Origin of the sequence: Mesorhizobium sp. 113-3-9, assembly GCF_016756515.1 — a bacterium.
Lineage (GTDB): Bacteria > Pseudomonadota > Alphaproteobacteria > Rhizobiales > Rhizobiaceae > Mesorhizobium.
Window position 1 is genome coordinate 858363 of the sequence record NZ_AP023246.1, and the last position, 16825, is coordinate 875187.

The 16825-nt window shown below is 63.5% G+C and carries 14 protein-coding genes; 6 read left to right on the forward strand and 8 right to left on the reverse strand.

Features of this window, described 5'->3' with window-relative positions:
• Nucleotides 1-137: 137 nt before the first annotated feature.
• From MesoLj_RS04000 to MesoLj_RS04030, 7 genes are all read right to left on the reverse strand, one after another.
• On the reverse strand, nucleotides 138-1214 hold the full coding sequence (locus MesoLj_RS04000; protein ID WP_202325150.1) for a D-alanine:D-lactate ligase-like protein: 1077 nt from the start codon (nucleotides 1212-1214) through the stop codon (nucleotides 138-140).
• Between the two features lie 92 nt (nucleotides 1215-1306).
• Complete coding sequence (locus MesoLj_RS04005; protein ID WP_202325151.1) at nucleotides 1307-2188, reverse strand: SMP-30/gluconolactonase/LRE family protein; 882 nt, start codon at nucleotides 2186-2188, stop codon at nucleotides 1307-1309.
• Nucleotides 2188-2826, reverse strand: a complete 639-nt coding sequence (locus MesoLj_RS04010) for a 2-dehydro-3-deoxy-6-phosphogalactonate aldolase (protein WP_140770910.1) — start codon at nucleotides 2824-2826, stop codon at nucleotides 2188-2190. Before MesoLj_RS04010 ends, MesoLj_RS04005 begins: the two co-directional genes overlap by 1 nt.
• Nucleotides 2823-3776, reverse strand: a complete 954-nt coding sequence (locus tag MesoLj_RS04015) for a 2-dehydro-3-deoxygalactonokinase (protein WP_202325152.1) — start codon at nucleotides 3774-3776, stop codon at nucleotides 2823-2825. Before MesoLj_RS04015 ends, MesoLj_RS04010 begins: the two co-directional genes overlap by 4 nt.
• Nucleotides 3773-4540, reverse strand: a complete 768-nt coding sequence (locus tag MesoLj_RS04020; RefSeq protein WP_202325153.1) for an SDR family NAD(P)-dependent oxidoreductase — start codon at nucleotides 4538-4540, stop codon at nucleotides 3773-3775. Before MesoLj_RS04020 ends, MesoLj_RS04015 begins: the two co-directional genes overlap by 4 nt.
• Before the next feature lie 256 nt (nucleotides 4541-4796).
• Entirely contained in the window at nucleotides 4797-6146 is a 1350-nt protein-coding gene (locus tag MesoLj_RS04025; protein ID WP_140770915.1) for a putative bifunctional diguanylate cyclase/phosphodiesterase, read from the reverse strand.
• Nucleotides 6147-6356: 210 nt separating this feature from the next.
• Nucleotides 6357-8150, reverse strand: coding sequence for a GtrA family protein (locus MesoLj_RS04030; protein ID WP_202325154.1), 1794 nt, complete (start codon nucleotides 8148-8150; stop codon nucleotides 6357-6359).
• Nucleotides 8151-8314: 164 nt separating this feature from the next.
• On the opposite strand from MesoLj_RS04030, the gene MesoLj_RS04035 reads away from it, so the two are divergent.
• The 3 genes from MesoLj_RS04035 to gshB all read left to right on the forward strand — a co-directional run bounded on the left by MesoLj_RS04035 (nucleotide 8315) and on the right by gshB (nucleotide 10809).
• The gene (locus tag MesoLj_RS04035; protein WP_202325155.1) at nucleotides 8315-9319 is read left to right on the forward strand and encodes a glycosyltransferase; all 1005 of its coding nucleotides are present in this window, start codon (nucleotides 8315-8317) and stop codon (nucleotides 9317-9319) included.
• A 4-nt stretch (nucleotides 9320-9323) separates the two neighbouring features.
• Complete coding sequence (locus tag MesoLj_RS04040) at nucleotides 9324-9698, forward strand: GtrA family protein (RefSeq protein ID WP_202325156.1); 375 nt, start codon at nucleotides 9324-9326, stop codon at nucleotides 9696-9698.
• 157 nt (nucleotides 9699-9855) lie between these two features.
• Nucleotides 9856-10809 (forward strand): glutathione synthase, encoded by a 954-nt coding sequence (gene gshB, locus MesoLj_RS04045; protein ID WP_140770924.1) that lies wholly within the window; start codon nucleotides 9856-9858, stop codon nucleotides 10807-10809.
• A gap of 90 nt (nucleotides 10810-10899) precedes the next feature.
• Here gshB and MesoLj_RS04050 read toward each other — a convergent pair whose 3' ends face one another.
• Nucleotides 10900-11973 carry a glycosyltransferase family 2 protein gene (locus MesoLj_RS04050; RefSeq protein WP_202325157.1) on the reverse strand — a complete coding sequence of 358 codons (1074 nt, stop codon included), beginning with the start codon at nucleotides 11971-11973 and terminating at the stop codon, nucleotides 10900-10902.
• A gap of 169 nt (nucleotides 11974-12142) precedes the next feature.
• Here MesoLj_RS04050 and MesoLj_RS04055 point away from each other — a divergent pair, with 169 nt between their 5' ends.
• The 3 genes from MesoLj_RS04055 to MesoLj_RS04065 all read left to right on the forward strand — a co-directional run bounded on the left by MesoLj_RS04055 (nucleotide 12143) and on the right by MesoLj_RS04065 (nucleotide 16747).
• Complete coding sequence (locus MesoLj_RS04055; protein WP_202325158.1) at nucleotides 12143-13261, forward strand: glycosyltransferase; 1119 nt, start codon at nucleotides 12143-12145, stop codon at nucleotides 13259-13261.
• A 196-nt stretch (nucleotides 13262-13457) separates the two neighbouring features.
• Nucleotides 13458-14990 carry a YifB family Mg chelatase-like AAA ATPase gene (locus MesoLj_RS04060; protein ID WP_202325159.1) on the forward strand — a complete coding sequence of 511 codons (1533 nt, stop codon included), beginning with the start codon at nucleotides 13458-13460 and terminating at the stop codon, nucleotides 14988-14990.
• 338 nt (nucleotides 14991-15328) lie between these two features.
• Nucleotides 15329-16747, forward strand: coding sequence for an aldehyde dehydrogenase family protein (locus MesoLj_RS04065; RefSeq protein ID WP_202325160.1), 1419 nt, complete (start codon nucleotides 15329-15331; stop codon nucleotides 16745-16747).
• Nucleotides 16748-16825 lie beyond the last annotated feature (78 nt).

Genomic DNA, 16825 nt, shown 5'->3' on the forward strand with positions numbered 1-16825 from the left:
TTAAAATTCTAACGGTGGATTAATATTCATATTCATTCTTGTTGACGGCTTCGTGTCAGAGCGATCGGCCCAGATACAATGAAGCATAGCATTGGAAAGCTTGGAATGAAGGGGAAGAAGGCGCTGACGTTCCGACCTCAAGCACGTCGGGACGACTTCACGACAAGCCGTTTAACGGCGGTTTCGGCCATGGCTTCCGACAAGCTCATGCCCCAGCGCGTGCGGCAGTAGTCGCGGAAGTCGAAGCAGGGCAGGCCGGGACAGACCTCGAACTCGATGAGATGGACGGTATCGTCGGGCTCGACCCTGAAATCGACAGAGAACACATCCCTGAGGCCCAGTCCGCTCATCAGCCGTTCGGCAATGGCGCGGATCTTGCGGTCGGCTGCCGACAGGCTGGCGCCGACGGGTTCCAACTCCGGCTCGACATAGGTCCCCGCATCCTTGGCCGCCTGGCCGGTGTCGCCATAGAGCGCCATGGAGTCGGCCATGGTCTGGAAATCGCCGCCGGAATCGACGAAGAAGATGCCCAAAGCCTCTACGCCCGTTTCAGGATTGAGGCCGAGGAAGCTCGCACGCACGTTGCGGCCGGCAACATAGGGCTGGACGACGACATCGTCGCGATAATGGGAAAAGACACGCCGGCTGAGTTCCAGCGCGTGAGCGAGTTCGGAAACGCGCGAATCCGGCCATATGCCGATCTTGGCGCCAAGCCGGTTTGGCTTGACGAACCAGCCGGCGGCGGAAGCCGGCGGCTCGACCAGCCATTTGCCATCCCGGGCAAGGCCGGCCTGCGGCACCGGCAGGCCGAGCGCGCCTAGCACGGCGCCGGAGCGGAACTTGTCCTGGCACAGCGCGAACAGCGCATCGTCGGCGCCAATCGTGCGCAGCCCATTCAACCGCGCCATCGCGGGCACCGCGCCGCCCCGGAAATAGGCGACGCCGTCTGTCAGCGTCCAGACCAGCGTCGTATCGGGATCAGCCTTCGCCAGCACCGACGCCGCATCGTCGAGCTCGACCGCCGTGAACGCAAGGCCACGCTTGTCGCATGCGGCAGCGAGCAGGCCGAATTCCGGCGCCAGGTCGGTTGACTGCGCCAGATAGGACGAGATCTCGATGGCGCGTTCCTTCGGGTAGCCATCCGCGACAAGCCTATCGAAACAGGCCTTCTCCGGCTCATGGACGAGGATCAGCGTCGGCGTCTTGTGCGGCATCGAATGCTCCGGGCGAAATCAGGCGCTACAATCGCACGGCCTTTTCAATCGGCTTGCGGGAAACCGACCGGCGCGGGCGGTTGTGTGACAGGTCAGGCTATCAGCACGCGCGGCTCGAACCGGCCATTGACGGGAATGTCGAGCAGGAAAGTCATGCCGCCCTGCAGGTCGAGCAGGCGTTGCTTCTCACTCTTGCCAGACCAGGCCGACGTGACCGCCAGGCGATCGGCGTTCTTGCCGACGAAGGCCGGACAGGACGGCTGTGTCACCGGCATGGCGACCGTGCGGACGAGCTTGCCGTCGGGTCCATAGGCCTCGATGACACTCCCGCCCCACACGGCATTCCACAGGATGCCGTCGCGGTCGAGCACCGAACCGTCGATATAGCCCTTGGCGGAACGGTGATCGACGAAGATCTTCGGCTCGCCCACCGGCAGGCCGGTCGCCGGGTCGCAGGCGACACGCATCAGCAATCCGGTCGATGTGTCGGTATAATAGGCAAGCGCGCCGTCGGCGGAAAAGCAGATCGAATTGGAGACAGTGATATCCGAAAACAGGCGGCGCAGTTCGCCCTTGAAGAACCAGTAGATCGAGCCGGCGCCCTTTTCCTCGCCCTTGCCCATCGTGCCGGTCCACAGCGCGCCGCAGGGATGGACGCGCGAATCGTTGGAGCGGGTGACCGGATTGTCGGCTTCGATCGGCGTGTGCAGCGTCATCTTGCCGGTCGCGACATCGCGGACATGAAGCCCGGTCTCGGTGGCGATCAGCTGCCGCTTGTCGTCGATGATGGCGATGGCGCTCGCCATCTGGCCCAGCTCATGGACCTTGGTCTCGCCGCCGGACAGCTGCTTCTCCAGAAGCTGGCCGTTGACGATGTCGAACCAGAACAACGCATCGGTGGCGGGATCGTAGCTCGGTCCTTCGCCGAGTTGGCAGACATGGTCGGAAAAAACAGAAACGATCGCTTCAATCATCATGCGTCTCCGAACACCGCATCCCAGGCCGCGACGGCGGCGTGCGCACGCACTGCCACATCGTCGACGCTCATGCCGGGCTTGAACAGGCTGGAGCCAAGGCCGAAGACCGTGACCCCGACCGCCTTGTAGCCGGCAAAATCCTTCTCCGAAACGCCGCCGACCGCGCCGACCAGGGTCTGTGCCGGCAGCACCGCCCGGATCGCCGAAATGCCACCCGCCCCGAGCACGCTCGCCGGAAAGAATTTCAGGGCCGAGGCGCCCAGCCGGATCGCCTGGAAAGCCTCGGTGGGCGTGAACACGCCTGGCATCGTCACCATGCCGTGGTGCATGGCACGCGCCATCACCTCGGCATCGATGTTGGGGCTGACCAGGAGCCGCCCGCCGGCCTTGTGCAGGCCGTCGACATCGGCCGCCGTCAGAACCGTGCCGGCGCCGACCAGGGCCGACTTCGGCAGCACTTCGACAATCCTGGCGATCGACGAGAAAGGCTCGGGCGAGTTGAGCGGCACTTCGATCGCCTCGATGCCGGCATCGAACAGCGCCTGCCCCATGGCAATCGCCTCTGTGGGTTTCAGGCCGCGCAGGATGGCGACCAGTCCGCGCTTGAGTTTCGGAAAGGCTGCGGTCTCGGTCATGCCAAGGCTCCGGTTGTGGCGATCATGCCGTTCTCGCGCGCGGCCTCGATCAGGCCGGCGCGCACCGCTTCGTCCGCATCGACCGTGCGAAAGGCAAGTCCTGCAAGGTCGAGTGCTGACGAATAGAGCGAAGCGAGCGCGCCGGACGCGATCAGCACGATCGGCGCATGGCCGGCGCCATAGCGGCGCTTCGCCGAGGCGATCTCGCCGCCGATCAGAAGCCCGGACAGGCAGGCCGCCGCATCTTCCGACTTCAGGTCCTGCAGGAGCCCGGCGGCACGGATGGCAAACAGCTTCGAGGTGACGTCGCCGCCCTCGCCAAGCGCCCGTTCGCACCATTGCCGGAAGAATGGGTTGTCCACCGCCACCGGAGCCGGGTGCTCGCCCAGCGAATGCTTGAGGATGGAATGCGCCGCCAGCACCGAGAACAATTCGCCTGTCGGCCAGGTGCCGAAGCCGGCGACCGCGCCATCCTCGACCACGACCCATTTCGAGTGCGTGCCCGGCATGCAGGCGAGATGTCGCCCCTTTGCCGGCAAACCAGCGCCGGCAAGCTGTGTTTCCTCACCGCGCATGACATCCGGCGCGTCAGCCAGACGCTGGGCGAGGCCCGGCACGATGCGGATGTCGCGGCGCCTGTCCTCGATGCGGGCCGCACCGCGCAGGATGGAGCCGATCGGCGCCGGGACGGACACATAGGGCGCCTCGATCCAGCCCTGGCGGGAGCCGGCCATGCCGCAGATGATGACGGGCAATTTTTCCGGTGCCCCCATGGCGCCAAGGTGACCCTCGAGGACGTTGGAGAACCCCTTTTCGCGCGCCGTGATCAGGCCGTCATCGCCGCGACGTTCGGCGAGTACCTTGCCGCTGCCGTCGATCAGCCATGCCCGAAGCCGGGTGGTGCCCCAATCGAGCGCCGCTACCGCGGGAGCGTTGCTGGCTGGGCTCACAGGAAGCCTCCGTCGACGATCAGCATTTGCGCGGTCAGCATGCGCGACGCGTCCGAGGCCAGGAACAGCACCGTGCCGACCATGTCGTCCGGGCGCATGACGTCCTTGATGCACTGCTTGGCGACATGGGCGGCAAGCGCCCCTTCGGTCACCCAGCGTTCCTGCTGCCGTTCGGTGATCACCCAGCCGGGCGCGACGGCGTTGACGCGGATACGGTCGGGCCCGAGCTTGCCGGCCAAGCCCTTTGTCAAACCGAGGATGCCCGCCTTGGCGGCGGTGTAGGCCGGCATGTCGGGGTGGTTGATGAGGTAGGATGTCGAGGTGAAATTGATGATCGAGCCGCCGCCGGCCCGCTTCATGCCCGGCGCCACCGCCTGCGCGGTGAAGAAATGCGGCCTGAGGTTAATCGCCTGGTTGTTGTCCCAGAACTCCACCGTCACGTCCTCGACGGCGTGGCGCTCGTCCCACGCGGCATTGTTGATGAGCACCGTGACATCGCCATGCGCCTCGGCCGCCTTGGCCGCGGAGGCCCGCAACGCCTCGATGTCACGCAGGTCGGTCTTGAGGTAGAGCGGCCGCCGGCCGAACTCCTTCTCGATGTGGTCGGCAAGCAGCGTGCTCGGGCCGTCGGCGATGTCGATGAAGGCGACGTTGGCGCCCTGGCGCACAAACCCCTCGGTCAGGGCCGCGCCGATCCCGGACCCGCCGCCGGTGATCAGCACCGAGGCTCCCCTGAGGTCGGCAAAATCCGCCGATGGCATCATGTCTTTTCTCTCCTCGCACATGACCCCGAAAATCGGATCGATTTTCGGAAAAGGCTCATGTGCAAACCAAAACTGCTGCAGCGTCCTTTACGCGTGCTGAAGGACGCGTGGCGCTGCAGCCTGACCGGCGCGCATCCTAGCCACGCAAGTCGCGCGGGCAAGGGCGAAAAGCTGGATTTGGGGCTTATGTCAGACAAAACGACAATGCGCCGCATTCGGCGCAATGTCGCGATGGTCGGCCGAACAGAGATCCCGGTCAGATCGCCTTGGCGCGCAAGGCACCACGGAAGGAATCGCGGAGATAGCCGAGCGTGGCGTCGGCATCGACCGGCCTGCCGAACAGATAGCCCTGCCCGCCGGCACAGCCGAACTGGACCAGGCGGTCGGCCTGCGCTTCTTCTTCGATGCCTTCGGCGACCACGTCCATTCCGAGCCCCTCGCACATGGCCAGAATGGCGCGGATGATGTGTTCGGACGGCCGGTCATCGAGAATGGAGGAGACGAAGGCGCGGTCGATCTTGAGCTTGTCGAAATGGAATTCGCGCAGGCGCCCGAGCGAGGACTGGCCGGTGCCGAAATCGTCGAGCGAGACGCGGATGCCGACGCGGCGCAGATCCTCGACGATCTGTGCCGCCGAGGCCGGATCGTTCATCAGGCCGGTCTCGGTGATCTCGATCTCGAGGCGGCGCGGGTCGAAGCCGGTGCGGTCGAGGATCGCCAGTATGTGCAGGCCGGTGTTCTGGTCGACGAGCTGCGAGGGCGAAAGGTTGAAGGACAGGAACAGGTCATTCGGCCAGCTCCTGGCCGCCTCGGTCGCCTTGCGCAGCACCAGCTGCGACAACGGGCCGATGATGCCGCGTTCCTCGGCGATGGGGATGAAGACCGTCGGCGGCACCGCGCCGAGGTCGCGATCGGTCCAGCGCGCCAGCGTCTCGAAGCCGATTGTGCGACGCGTGGTGAGATCGACGATCGGCTGGAAATGCGGCTCAACCTCGCCGGCCGAGACGGCACGGCGAAGCGCCTGCTCGATGCGGGTGACGCGCTTGGCCGCCTCTTCCATTTCACGCGTGTAGACCACGACCCGGCCTCGGCCAGAGCGCTTGGCGTGGTAGAGCGCCGTTTCGGCCTTGTTGATGAGGATCTCGGTGGTCTCGTCGCCGGAATAGAACAGCGAGCAGCCGACCGAGGCCGACAGCCTGGCGGTGCGTTCGCCGACATCGTAGGGCGCCGACAGGATCTCGATCAGCATGCGGGACTTCTCCGCCGCCGCCTCCTCCGAGAACACCAGCGGATAGAGGAAGGCGAATTCGTCGGCGCCGATGCGGCAGACCGTCGAGTGGCCGTCCATCGAGGCGCGCAGCCGCATGGCGACCTGGATCAGGATGTCGTCGCCGGCCTTGTGGCCGAACAGGTCGTTGATCGGCTTGAAGCCGTCAAGGTCGAGAATGCCGACGGTAAACGGCGCGGGATCGTCGGCGCGGTCGCTGATCAGGCGATCGACCTTGTCGAAGAAGCGGCGATGATTGCCAAGCCCGGTCAACGGATCGGTGAAGGCCAGATCCGTGCTCTCCCTATTTGCCTGACCGGTGCCAAACGGAGTTTGCATCGGTGTCCCTGTTTTTGACGTCGGAATTTATTTCCGAGACTGGCAGCAAACCCTTTAGGAAACGTATCCTGAAAACCAATTTTTCGCCGCCAGCGCATGATCCCGGAAAATGGATCCGGGTTTCACCGGCGATCTTGCCCAAACAGACAGCCGGATGCCTTCGGGAGGTCGACCACAAAGAGCATCAGGCCATTGTTTTCACGCGGATTTTCAGCCGCTTGATTTGACGCGGTAGAGTTCAAGTGGCGTGCCACGGGTTCCCGCCACCGGCTCCAGCCAGTCCGGCACGCTGCCACGCATCAGACCGGCCAGGAAGCCGTCCGGCGCCTTGGCCGCGAACAGCCGGCTCTCCGTGTTGCCGCGGCAGAGCGCGACAAGGCCGACATGGTGGCTTTCGACGATGGCTTTCGCGTCGGCGGCCGAGCCCAGCAAGGCATCGAACACGAGCAGGTTTCCGGCGACGTTGCGATGGTATGGACCGGCGAAAACGCGATGACCGGTGAAGGCGAGGATCGGCGAGCCAAGATTGGAGATGGCAAGGACCGTGGTGGGGGGCATCGCGCCGAGTGCCGCGAACGAAGCCTTGCTGTTGCAGGGCGCATCGATGCTGGCGTCGCCGGCAGGTGCACCGGTCTCGAAGGCGCTCGATGCGGCTTGAGCGGCGCCCGACCAGATCGCATTGACCGAGATCAACCAGGCGGCGGCCATCCTGAGCATCGAGCCGCTGGACGGGCTGGTCTCGGCCTGCTGCCGCCATTTGGCGATCCAGGCCGAAAGCGGGATCACCGCGAAGGCAATGGAGAAGGTCGAGCCGCGTACTTCCCAGGCGCTGACCAGGACCGCGACGATCAGCAGCGCGCCGACGAGGCTGTCCTGCCGCCGCCAGCCGCCATGGCCGAGGCGAAGCGCCATCAGCACAATCGCCACCAGCGGCGTGGCAAAACGCGCCACCACCCTGGCCGGGTCATCGGAGACAAGCTGGACGATCGACTGCGCCTCCTCGATATGGCCGAGCCACATCTGCTGCAGGCGTGGGTCGAGATGGGCATAGGGCGCCGCCAGGCATTGCGGGAACAGCAGCACCACGACCAGAGCGAGCGTGACGGCAAGCAGGCCTAACGAGATCAGGCGCCGGGCAGCCGTTGCGTTCGCGGCCCTCAAGGAGGCGATCGCTGCCAAACCGGCTCCGGCAAGCCCGGTGACCGCGAATTGCACGACCGAGAATGTGTCGCACTGGGCCTGGCCCCAGGATGAAACCGGGATGGTGGTGACGAAGACAAGGGCCGAGACGCCGGCGACGCCTAGGCCGAAATCCCTTGCGATCAGCCTTTCGCCGTCACCCACGGCGAGAAAGAGCAGCGCGACGACGGCGCCGAGGGCTCCGGCATAGGGAGCGCTTTCCATGCCGATGGCCAAGGTCAATGTCGCGCAGATGCCCGCGACAAAGGCCGCCGATCGGCGCGTCGGCGCCTCCAGCAGCAGGGCGAGGCTCGCCAGGGTCAGCATCAGCTGGACATTGTGATGATCGAGCGCACCGGGCGAAAAAATACCGATGTAGTACAGGGCCGCGCCACCGACCACGGCGGCGGGCAGCACGGCGTGCGCGTCGGCGAAAGCGCGCGCGGCGCGGATGATGAAGAACATCGCGAGAAAGAATTGCAGCGCAGGCCAGACTATTTGCACGATCTGTTCGGCCAGGGCGGTGCTGCCCGTCAGGACCGACACGGCGAGGATCGCAAGCGCCAGAGGCGCATCGAGCAGCCGCGACCAGTGCATGACGAAGCCGCCTTCCAGCCCCATCCTGTACTGGTGCAGGTCGAACCAGCCCTGGCCGGCCAGCAGATCGCGGACTTCAACCAGTTGCAGCAAGCTGTCATTGTCGCCCGCCGGATTGGCCAGTTGCGGAAACCCGGCACAGGCGTTGAGAGCCAGCAGCAGCAAGGCGGCGAGCAGCGCGAACGCGATATCGGACTTCCCCGCGGAAGTTCCCCTTGCTGTGCCCATCCCGATCGCCCTTGGCGGGAATGCCGGGCCCTTCCAGGCCAATCGACACTCATGAAGTCGGTCTTAAACCTAGCCTTAACGGCTTCAATAAATAGTAAAACCGCCTGGATGAGGCCGGTTTCCGGCGCGCGGCCGTGTGGTCGACAAGGCATTCGGAGACGAAAATGCCGCAAGACCACGAACCTGTCATCGCCGTGCTCCTGCCTTGCTACAATGAGGAGCTGACCATCGCCGAGGTGGTGCGGCGGTTCCGCGAAACGCTGCCGGCCGCCACCGTCTATGTCTATGACAACAATTCGAAGGACCTGACGGCGCTCCGCGCCCGAGCGGCCGGTGCCATCGTCGTGCGCGAGCCGCGCCAGGGCAAGGGCAATGTGGTGCGTCGCATGTTCGCCGACATCGATGCCGACATCTATCTGATGGCCGATGGCGACGGCACCTATGCGCCCGAGGACGCGCCACAGCTGATCAACACGCTGCTGACCGAACGTTCCGACATGGTGGTGGGCACCAGGCGCGGCGTCTCCGACGATGCCGGACGGGCCGGCCATGCTTTCGGCAACCGTGTCTTCAACGGGCTCTACAAATGGCTGTTCGGCAGCGATTTCACCGACATCTTCTCCGGCTACCGTGTCTTCACCCGGCGCTTCGTCAAGAGCTTTCCAGCCGTATCCGGCGGCTTCGAGATCGAGACCGAAATGTCGGTACACGCCTCGCAGCTCAAATTGCCGGTCAGCGAAATCGCGCTCGACTACGGCCGCCGGCCGGCCGGGTCGTCGTCGAAACTGTCGACCTTTGGCGACGGCACCAGGATCCTGTGGATGTTCGCCATGCTGATGAAGGAGACGCAGCCGCTGCGCTTCTTCGGCGCCTTTTCGCTGTTCTTCCTGGCCTCGAGCCTGTTCCTGATGGCGCCGGTGCTGGTCGAGTTCGCTGAAACCGGCCTTGTCCCGCGCATACCGACCTGGGTGCTGTCGGTCGGTTTGCTGCTCTTGTCCATGCTTGCGGCGGTGACCGGGCTGATCCTTGATTCGGTGTCGCGCGGGCGGGCCGAACAGAAGCGCATCTTCTATCTCTCCATGCCTTCAGGCCGTGCCGAGCGTCGCACCGGCGCGATCGCGCCCGCCGCGGCAAAGGTCGCGCCGGGCAAGACACCCCGGGCAGCCTGAGGCGGTGAGCCGCCTCGTCCGCTTCGTCTTCGCCGGCGGCATCGGTTTCGCCGCCGATGCGGCGGCGCTCTGGCTGCTGCTCACCTTCACACCGCTCGGGCCCTTCGCCGCCCGAGTGCTGTCGATAGGCTTCGCGCTCTGCGTCACCTGGCAGATCAACCGGCACCTGACCTTCGCGCCCTCGCGCCGCGGCATGGCACGAGAAGGCGCCCGCTATGGCGGCGTCGGCATCGCCACCAGCATCGTCAACTACCTCGTCTATTCCGCGATCCTGCTGGCGCTGCCGGCAGCGCCGCCGCTTGCAGCCCTCGCCATCGCCTCGCTGGCCGCCATGGCGCTGTCCTTCCTCGGTTATTCAAGGCTGGTCTTTGATCGTTGATGCATGCCGCCCGAAAGTGGCTTCCGTCTGGGACAACGACATGCATGAAGCCAATGTCTAAAGCGCGTCGCAAGGATGCGCTTTAGATCGCTGGCCCGATTGGCAGAAGGCGCCGCGACCCTTATATCGCTCTCGTCGACTGCGCTGGGGACCTGCCATGAAGTTGAAAATCGCCGTCCAGATGGACCATATCTCCGCCGTGTCGATCGCCGGCGACACGTCTTTCGCACTGTCGCTGGAAGCGCAGCGGCGCGGCCACCAATTGTTCCACTATACGCCCGACCGGCTGTCGCTGCGCGACGGCAAGGTGTTTGCCCGCATCGAGGAGATGCAGCTGCGCGATGAGAAGGGCAATCACTATTCGCTGGGCGAAAAGGTGCGCACCGATCTCTCCGAGATAGACGTCATCCTGCTGCGCCAGGATCCGCCCTTCGACATGAACTACATCACCACCACGCATATACTGGAGCGCATCCATCCGAAGACGCTGGTCGTCAATGACCCGGCCTGGGTGCGCAACAGCCCGGAAAAGATCTTCGTCACCGAGTTTGCCGACCTGATGCCGGAAACGCTGATCACCAAGGATCCGCTGGAGGTTGCCGCCTTCCGCAAGGAGTTCGGCGACATCATCGTCAAACCGCTCTACGGCAATGGCGGCGCCGGCATCTTCCATCTGCTGGAAGCCGACCGCAACCTCGCCTCGCTGCTCGAAATGTTCGGCCAGCTGTTCCGCGAGCCCTATATCGTGCAGCGCTACCTGAAGGATGTTCGCAAGGGCGACAAGCGCATCATCCTGATCGACGGCGAGCCGGTCGGCGCCATCAACCGGGTGCCGGCCGAGCACGATTCCCGCTCCAACATGCATGTCGGCGGACGCGCCGAAAAGACCGAGTTGACGGAGCGCGAGCGCGAGATATGCGCCCGCATCGGGCCATCGCTCAGGGAACGCGGCTTCATCCTGGTCGGCATCGACGTCATCGGCGACTACATGACCGAGATCAACGTGACGTCGCCGACCGGCGTGCGCGAAGTGCAGCGTTTCGGCGGCGCCGACATTGCCAGCCTGTTCTGGGATTGCGTGGAGGAGAAGCGGCGGAAGTCGGCCGTGTAAGGTGTGTTGTTACGGAGGACTTCGGTGAGCCCAGAGAAGCATCGAAAGATGCTCTTTATCGAATAAGACTGCTGAGCAGCGGCCATCACATCAAACTCTGTCCCGGAAGCGCCGAGGCCTCAGTTTCGGGGGAAGGAGACCGATAAGTTTGGTCTGCAATTTTCGCCGTGGTGTTGCCCAGTCTTTCAGCAGAAAACCCGCATCGGGGTTCTTTTCCAGCAATGCAAAAGCCGCAGACAGTCCGATCAAGTCGACCAAGGTCCTGCGCATTGAGTGGCGGGAGATCAAATGCTCCAGTCCCGGCGCCACCTCGCACCAACGATTGGCCAGTGCCCGCCGTATCGCCCTTTCGGTATCAGGCGACATCCTACCGAGGTCAACTCCGCCACCCAGGACGCGCCCGTCCGCCCAGCCATTGCCGCCGTGAAGTCGATAACTGCCAAGAACCCGCTCGATCCTCACGGTTCCCCCAATCATGTGGGCAGCACGAGCCATATAACCATCGGCACCTATCCTAATTTCGTCCGGATCAGATGGACGCATGATTTCAAGCGGAGCTCGACGAAACATCATCCCCGATGTGGTTGACCAAAACCAACCCACAGTACCTCGATCAATAAATAACAATGTTGGGTCAGCTTCCGTATCGACATGCAGGTAACCGCTCATTTTCGGCATCGATCGCGGGTCATTCAGGTGGAATACGGGATGACCGCCAGCAAGCAGCTTGCCGGCCGCATCTATCAACACTTCATCGGAGCTCGAGATCGCCGCGATACGGGTGTGACTGAGATGGGCTGTCGCATGGTATTCTATGAAGTCGGGATGCCAGGCATCGTCACCGTCGAGAAAGGAGATCAGAGGTCCGGCTGTCGCGTCGAGCCCAGTCATTATTGTTGCCAACTGCCCGCCATTTTGCGGTCGGGGCAGAAAGCGGAAACGACTGTCGCCAAGCTGGGACAGACACTCTTCAATCCTTCGGCGGGAACCGTCGGTCGAAAAATCATCGACCACCACGCACTCGAACGCAGTGTACGTCTGCGCCGCTACGGATCGGATCGCAGTGTCGATGAATGCCTCTTGATTGAAACAGCCTACGCAAACGGATACGGTTGGTAGTGCGATGTGAGAACCAGCCCCGCTTGGGAGGATGCTTTCTTCCACGAGGCGCTCCTTCGCAAATTTGACCGCTGAGATATTCAGTCGATCAGATGGCGATACTTTCTTTGCGAAATTTCTCTCTGCCGTCTTCCGTACCCATGATCGCAATTGCCGCATGTTGACTCTAAAGCACGGGTATCGCCCTCCTACCAGATTCGAGATTGTCAGAGCTATGCTGCGTCATGGCCGCAACCTCAGAAAAGGGCACCCTTCTGCGAAATCGCAACCTGCTCTTCAGGCAAGTTTGCTGTCGGACGATCCGTTCATATCCTATTCGGGAATGTCCGGTACGCCCCTCGGATTAGCAAGTCATATGCCTCTTCTTCCACGCGGCCACCGTGCCTGGTTTCTCATCTCGCCAACCTGGTCCATCGAAAACAGTTCTAGCGTCAAAACCATCCGCACCTATGCCGTTCTGCATAGACTTAGGAACCCCCGTCACTCGCTAATCTTCCTGTCCAACACGCAAGCCGAGGCTGATCTGTTGAATCAGTCCGGCGAGGCCGCCGTCCTGCACAACAAGACTTCAACAACCTCCGAAAACGTATTCAGGCCTCTCGATGACGTCCCTGTAGAGTTTGATGCAATCTACAATGCGCAACTGGCTCCGTGGAAGCGCCATGACTTGTCTCTTGGCATACCGCGTTGCGCATTTGTGTTTTATCGAGATAAAATCGAGTCCTCTACGAAGGAATCGGAGAGAGCACGAATAGATCGGCACAGGGAACTCGCGCCGCATCACGTCTTTATCAACGCGTTTGACGGCACCGGCAAGCCTGTCCGATTGACATCAGCTCACGTGAACACGCATCTAAATCGTGCAGCCGTGGGACTTTGTCTCTCTGAAGTGGAGGGACCAATGTTCGCCAGCACGGAATATCTTCTCGCGGGGCTTCCTGTGGTCACCACGCCGAACCTTGGCGGCCGAGACCTTTATCTGGATGACGAGTATTCGCTTACAGTTCCACCCGATCCTCGATCCATCGCGGAGGCTGTCTTGGCGCTGAAAGAGCGACGAATTCCCCGGGCTTATATTCGTTCGCAAACTTTGAAACGAGTTGAACGAGACCGCGAGCGGTTCATAGACCTTGTAAATGAGATTTTTCTGGAAAGCGGCTCCTTGCACCGGATCGCCATGCCTTGGCCTTTCCGATACCCTGTCATGGAGTGGCTTCCACCGCAGATCGCAATCGATCGATCCCTTTCCGGTGCGGTCGATGCCTTCGTCACCGCTCAGACGGCAACAGCCTCGGATTGCCAGAGGAACTGGTCGCCCTCTCAATGCGGTTGAGAGCAAGCGGAAGCAGCCCGTTTTCATTTCGTATTAACCATGTTCCGCTTTTGCAGCCGGATACAACCTGATTGCAACCAGTACGCTTCCGTGTTCCTGTAATGTTCTTGATTTGATCAAGGAAGTGTGGTTGTCTTCCCGAAGGGCCATTCTTAGCCAATCGGTTGGGTTGCGGCCGTATCTGGGGGCAGGGAAAATGGTGGCGCGGGTTCGCACGGTCGCTTTCCAGGGCATCGAGGCCGTGCCGGTCGACGTGCAGGTGATGATCGCGCCCGGCAAGGTCGGCATGCAGATCGTCGGCCTGCCCGACAAGGCGGTGGCTGAAAGCCGCGAGCGCGTGCAGGCGGCGCTTCATGCGTCGGGCCTGTCGATGCCGTCGAAGAAGGTAACGGTCAATCTGGCGCCCGCCGACCTGCCTAAGGAAGGCAGCCACTATGATCTGCCGATCGCGCTTGGCCTGATGGCAGCCCTTGGCGCCATTCCGGGCGACATGCTGGCCGGCTATGTCGTGCTCGGCGAACTCTCGCTCGACGGTACGATTGCCGCCGTCGCCGGTGCCTTGCCGGCGGCGATCGGCGCCAATGCCGAAGGCAAGGGGCTGATCTGTCCGTTCGCCTGCGGGGCGGAAGCAGCCTGGGCCGGCAAGGACTTCGACATTTTGGCGCCGCGTAGCCTGATCGCCATTGCCAACCATTTCCGTGGCACACAGGTGCTGTCGCGCCCCGAGGCCGGTATCCACGCCTCGGCGCGCGATCTGCCCGACCTCGCCGACATCAAGGGCCAGGAGACGGCCAAGCGGGCGCTGGAAGTGGCGGCCGCCGGTGGCCACAATCTCTTGATGGTCGGGCCGCCGGGCTCGGGCAAATCAATGCTGGCGCAGCGGCTGCCATCGATCCTGCCGCCGCTGGCGCCGAAGGAATTGCTGGAAGTCTCGATGATCGCCTCGGTGGCGGGCGAGCTCGGCGAAGGCAAGCTGACCGACCGGCGGCCGTTCCGCGCCCCGCACCATTCGGCCTCGATGGCGGCGATGGTCGGCGGCGGGTTGCGCGCACGCCCGGGCGAGGTGTCGCTGGCGCATCACGGGGTGCTGTTCCTCGACGAATTCCCGGAATTCACGCCGCAGACGCTCGACGCGCTGCGCCAGCCGCTGGAGACCGGCGACTGCATGATCGCGCGCGCCAACCACCGCGTCACCTATCCGGCGCGCATCCAGCTGGTGGCGGCGATGAATCCGTGCCGCTGCGGCATGGCCGGCGAGCCTGGCTATCGCTGCCTGCGCGGCGACCGCTGCCGTACCGACTACCAGGCGCGCATTTCCGGTCCGCTGCTCGATCGCATCGATCTCAGGATCGAAGTGCCGGCCGTCTCGGCCAGCGACCTGATAAGGCCCGACCGGGCGGAGAAGAGCGCTTCCGTGGCGCTGCGCGTCGCCCGTGCGCGCACCATCCAGCGCGAGCGTTTCGAGCGGCTCGGCGTGACCAGCGCCACCACCAACGCCCATTGCGCGCCGGCCGTCATCGAAGACATCGCCATGCCCGACGCCGCCGGCCTGTCCCTGCTCAGGGACGCCAGCGAGAAACTCGCCTTTTCGGCAAGGGCCTATCACCGGGTGCTGAAAGTGGCGCGCACGCTGGCCGATCTCGACGCCAGCGAGACCGTCGGCCGCATCCATCTGGCCGAGGCGATCTCCTATCGCATGAGCTCGGAGCGGGTGGCGCAGGCAGCGTAGTCGGCGTAGTACCGTTCCTCTTGAAGCCGGTGACTACCAGCATGGTTGTCGGAATGCGACGCTTCCCCAAGCGAGAGCATCCCGTTCCCGCCAGGCGGCCAACGGCCGCATGCGCGGTCGAGAGCCTTGACGAGGTCGCACCCGTTCCGCCGGCCCGATCTCACGAAACAATCCGGAAACAAGATTCAATAGTGCAGAAAAACTAGCGAAAAGAATGGGTAGCATCGTTCGTCCATGGCGGTGAGGCCGCTGTGGATGCCTCGTCTGGGGCACCAAAACCATGACGAAGACGGCCAGCCGGTGCTCGCCTCTTCGACAGTGGGCGCCGGGGGGAAGATATGACGATCCATACCAATGCCAACACGCTGCTCTACATCAACGGTCGCTGGCGGTCAGGGCACTCGCCGAGCCTTCCTGTCGTAGATCCGGCCACCGAGGCTCGCATCGGCACCTTCGCCACGGCCGGCGTGGGAGACCTCGATGATGCTGTCGCCAGCGCGGAGCAAGGGTTGTCCATATGGCAACGGACGAGCGCTCTCGAACGGTACCAGACGCTGACACGGACAGCCGAGCTGTTGCGCCGACGCATCGAGCCCATCGCACGGTCGATGACAATGGAGCAGGGAAAACCGCTCGCCGAGGCACGCGCCGAAGCCGCCGCGGCCGCCGCCCTGATCGACTGGTTCGCAAATGAGATCCGCAACGGCGCGGCGGCGACGGCGACGCGCCCGAGAACGGAGACCTTCGCGCAGGCCGAACCGATCGGACCCTTGGCGGCGTTCGTGGCGTGGAGCTTTCCCCTCGGGCAGGCCGCACGCAAGGTATCGGCCGCCCTAGCCTGCGGCCGCTCGGTGGTCCTGGCGGGGCCGGACGCGGCCCCGGCCAGTTGCGCCGCCTTGGTCACTGCTTTCGCGGACGCCGGTCTGCCTGCCGGCGTGCTGAACCTGGTTTACGGCCCGCAAGCGGAAGTCGCACCATACCTGGTCACACATCCCGCCATCGAGCGGGGCTCATTTAGCGGCCCTGCCTCGCTCGGTGCGCGATTGGCGGATTTGGCAGGCACCCACGGGAAGCGACTGGTATTGGAGCTCAGCGGACAGGCGCCAGCTATCGTCTTCGACGATGCCGATATCGGTCTCGCGGTGAATTTGCTTTGCAAGGCGAAGTTCCGGAATGCGGGGCAGTCGCGCTTCGCCCCCACGCATATCCTGGTGCAGGACTCCGTCCACGGACGTTTCCTCGACGATTTCATCGAGGCTATGAAACGTATCCCGGTCGGAAACGGATTTCAGGACGGTATCGAGATGGGGCCCCTGACGGGCGAACATCGCATCAGGACCATGGAGGCCGCGATCTCCAATGCTCAGGCACGGTCGGCCGTCGTGGTGGCCGGAGGGCATCGGATGGGCAATTTCGGATATTTCTTCTGGCCTACCGCCTTGACGCAAGTAACACCGGAAGCGGGCTCGATGGATGCCGAGCCCTTCGGGCCGATCGTAGTGATAAGCCGTTTCGATCGATATGAGACCGCAATTGAAGGGGTGAGCCGTCTTCGCCCCATGGCACTGCATGCCCATACGACGTCGAAGACCACGACCGGCAACATCAGACGCGATGTCGCCAGCGACTTCCTGTTTTTCAATCAGCGTGACAATCGGGCCCTCTCGACGCCGCTCGGCGATATCATTGGCGGCGCCGGGCATGACGACACGTTGGAAGGCTACGCGCAGGCGAGGTTGATAAACCAGTCGGCCTGACCACGCCCCCGCGGACGCAATCAAGATCCCTCCCATCCGTGCGCCGCGATCACGTCCACTTCTCGCTGATGTGATCGC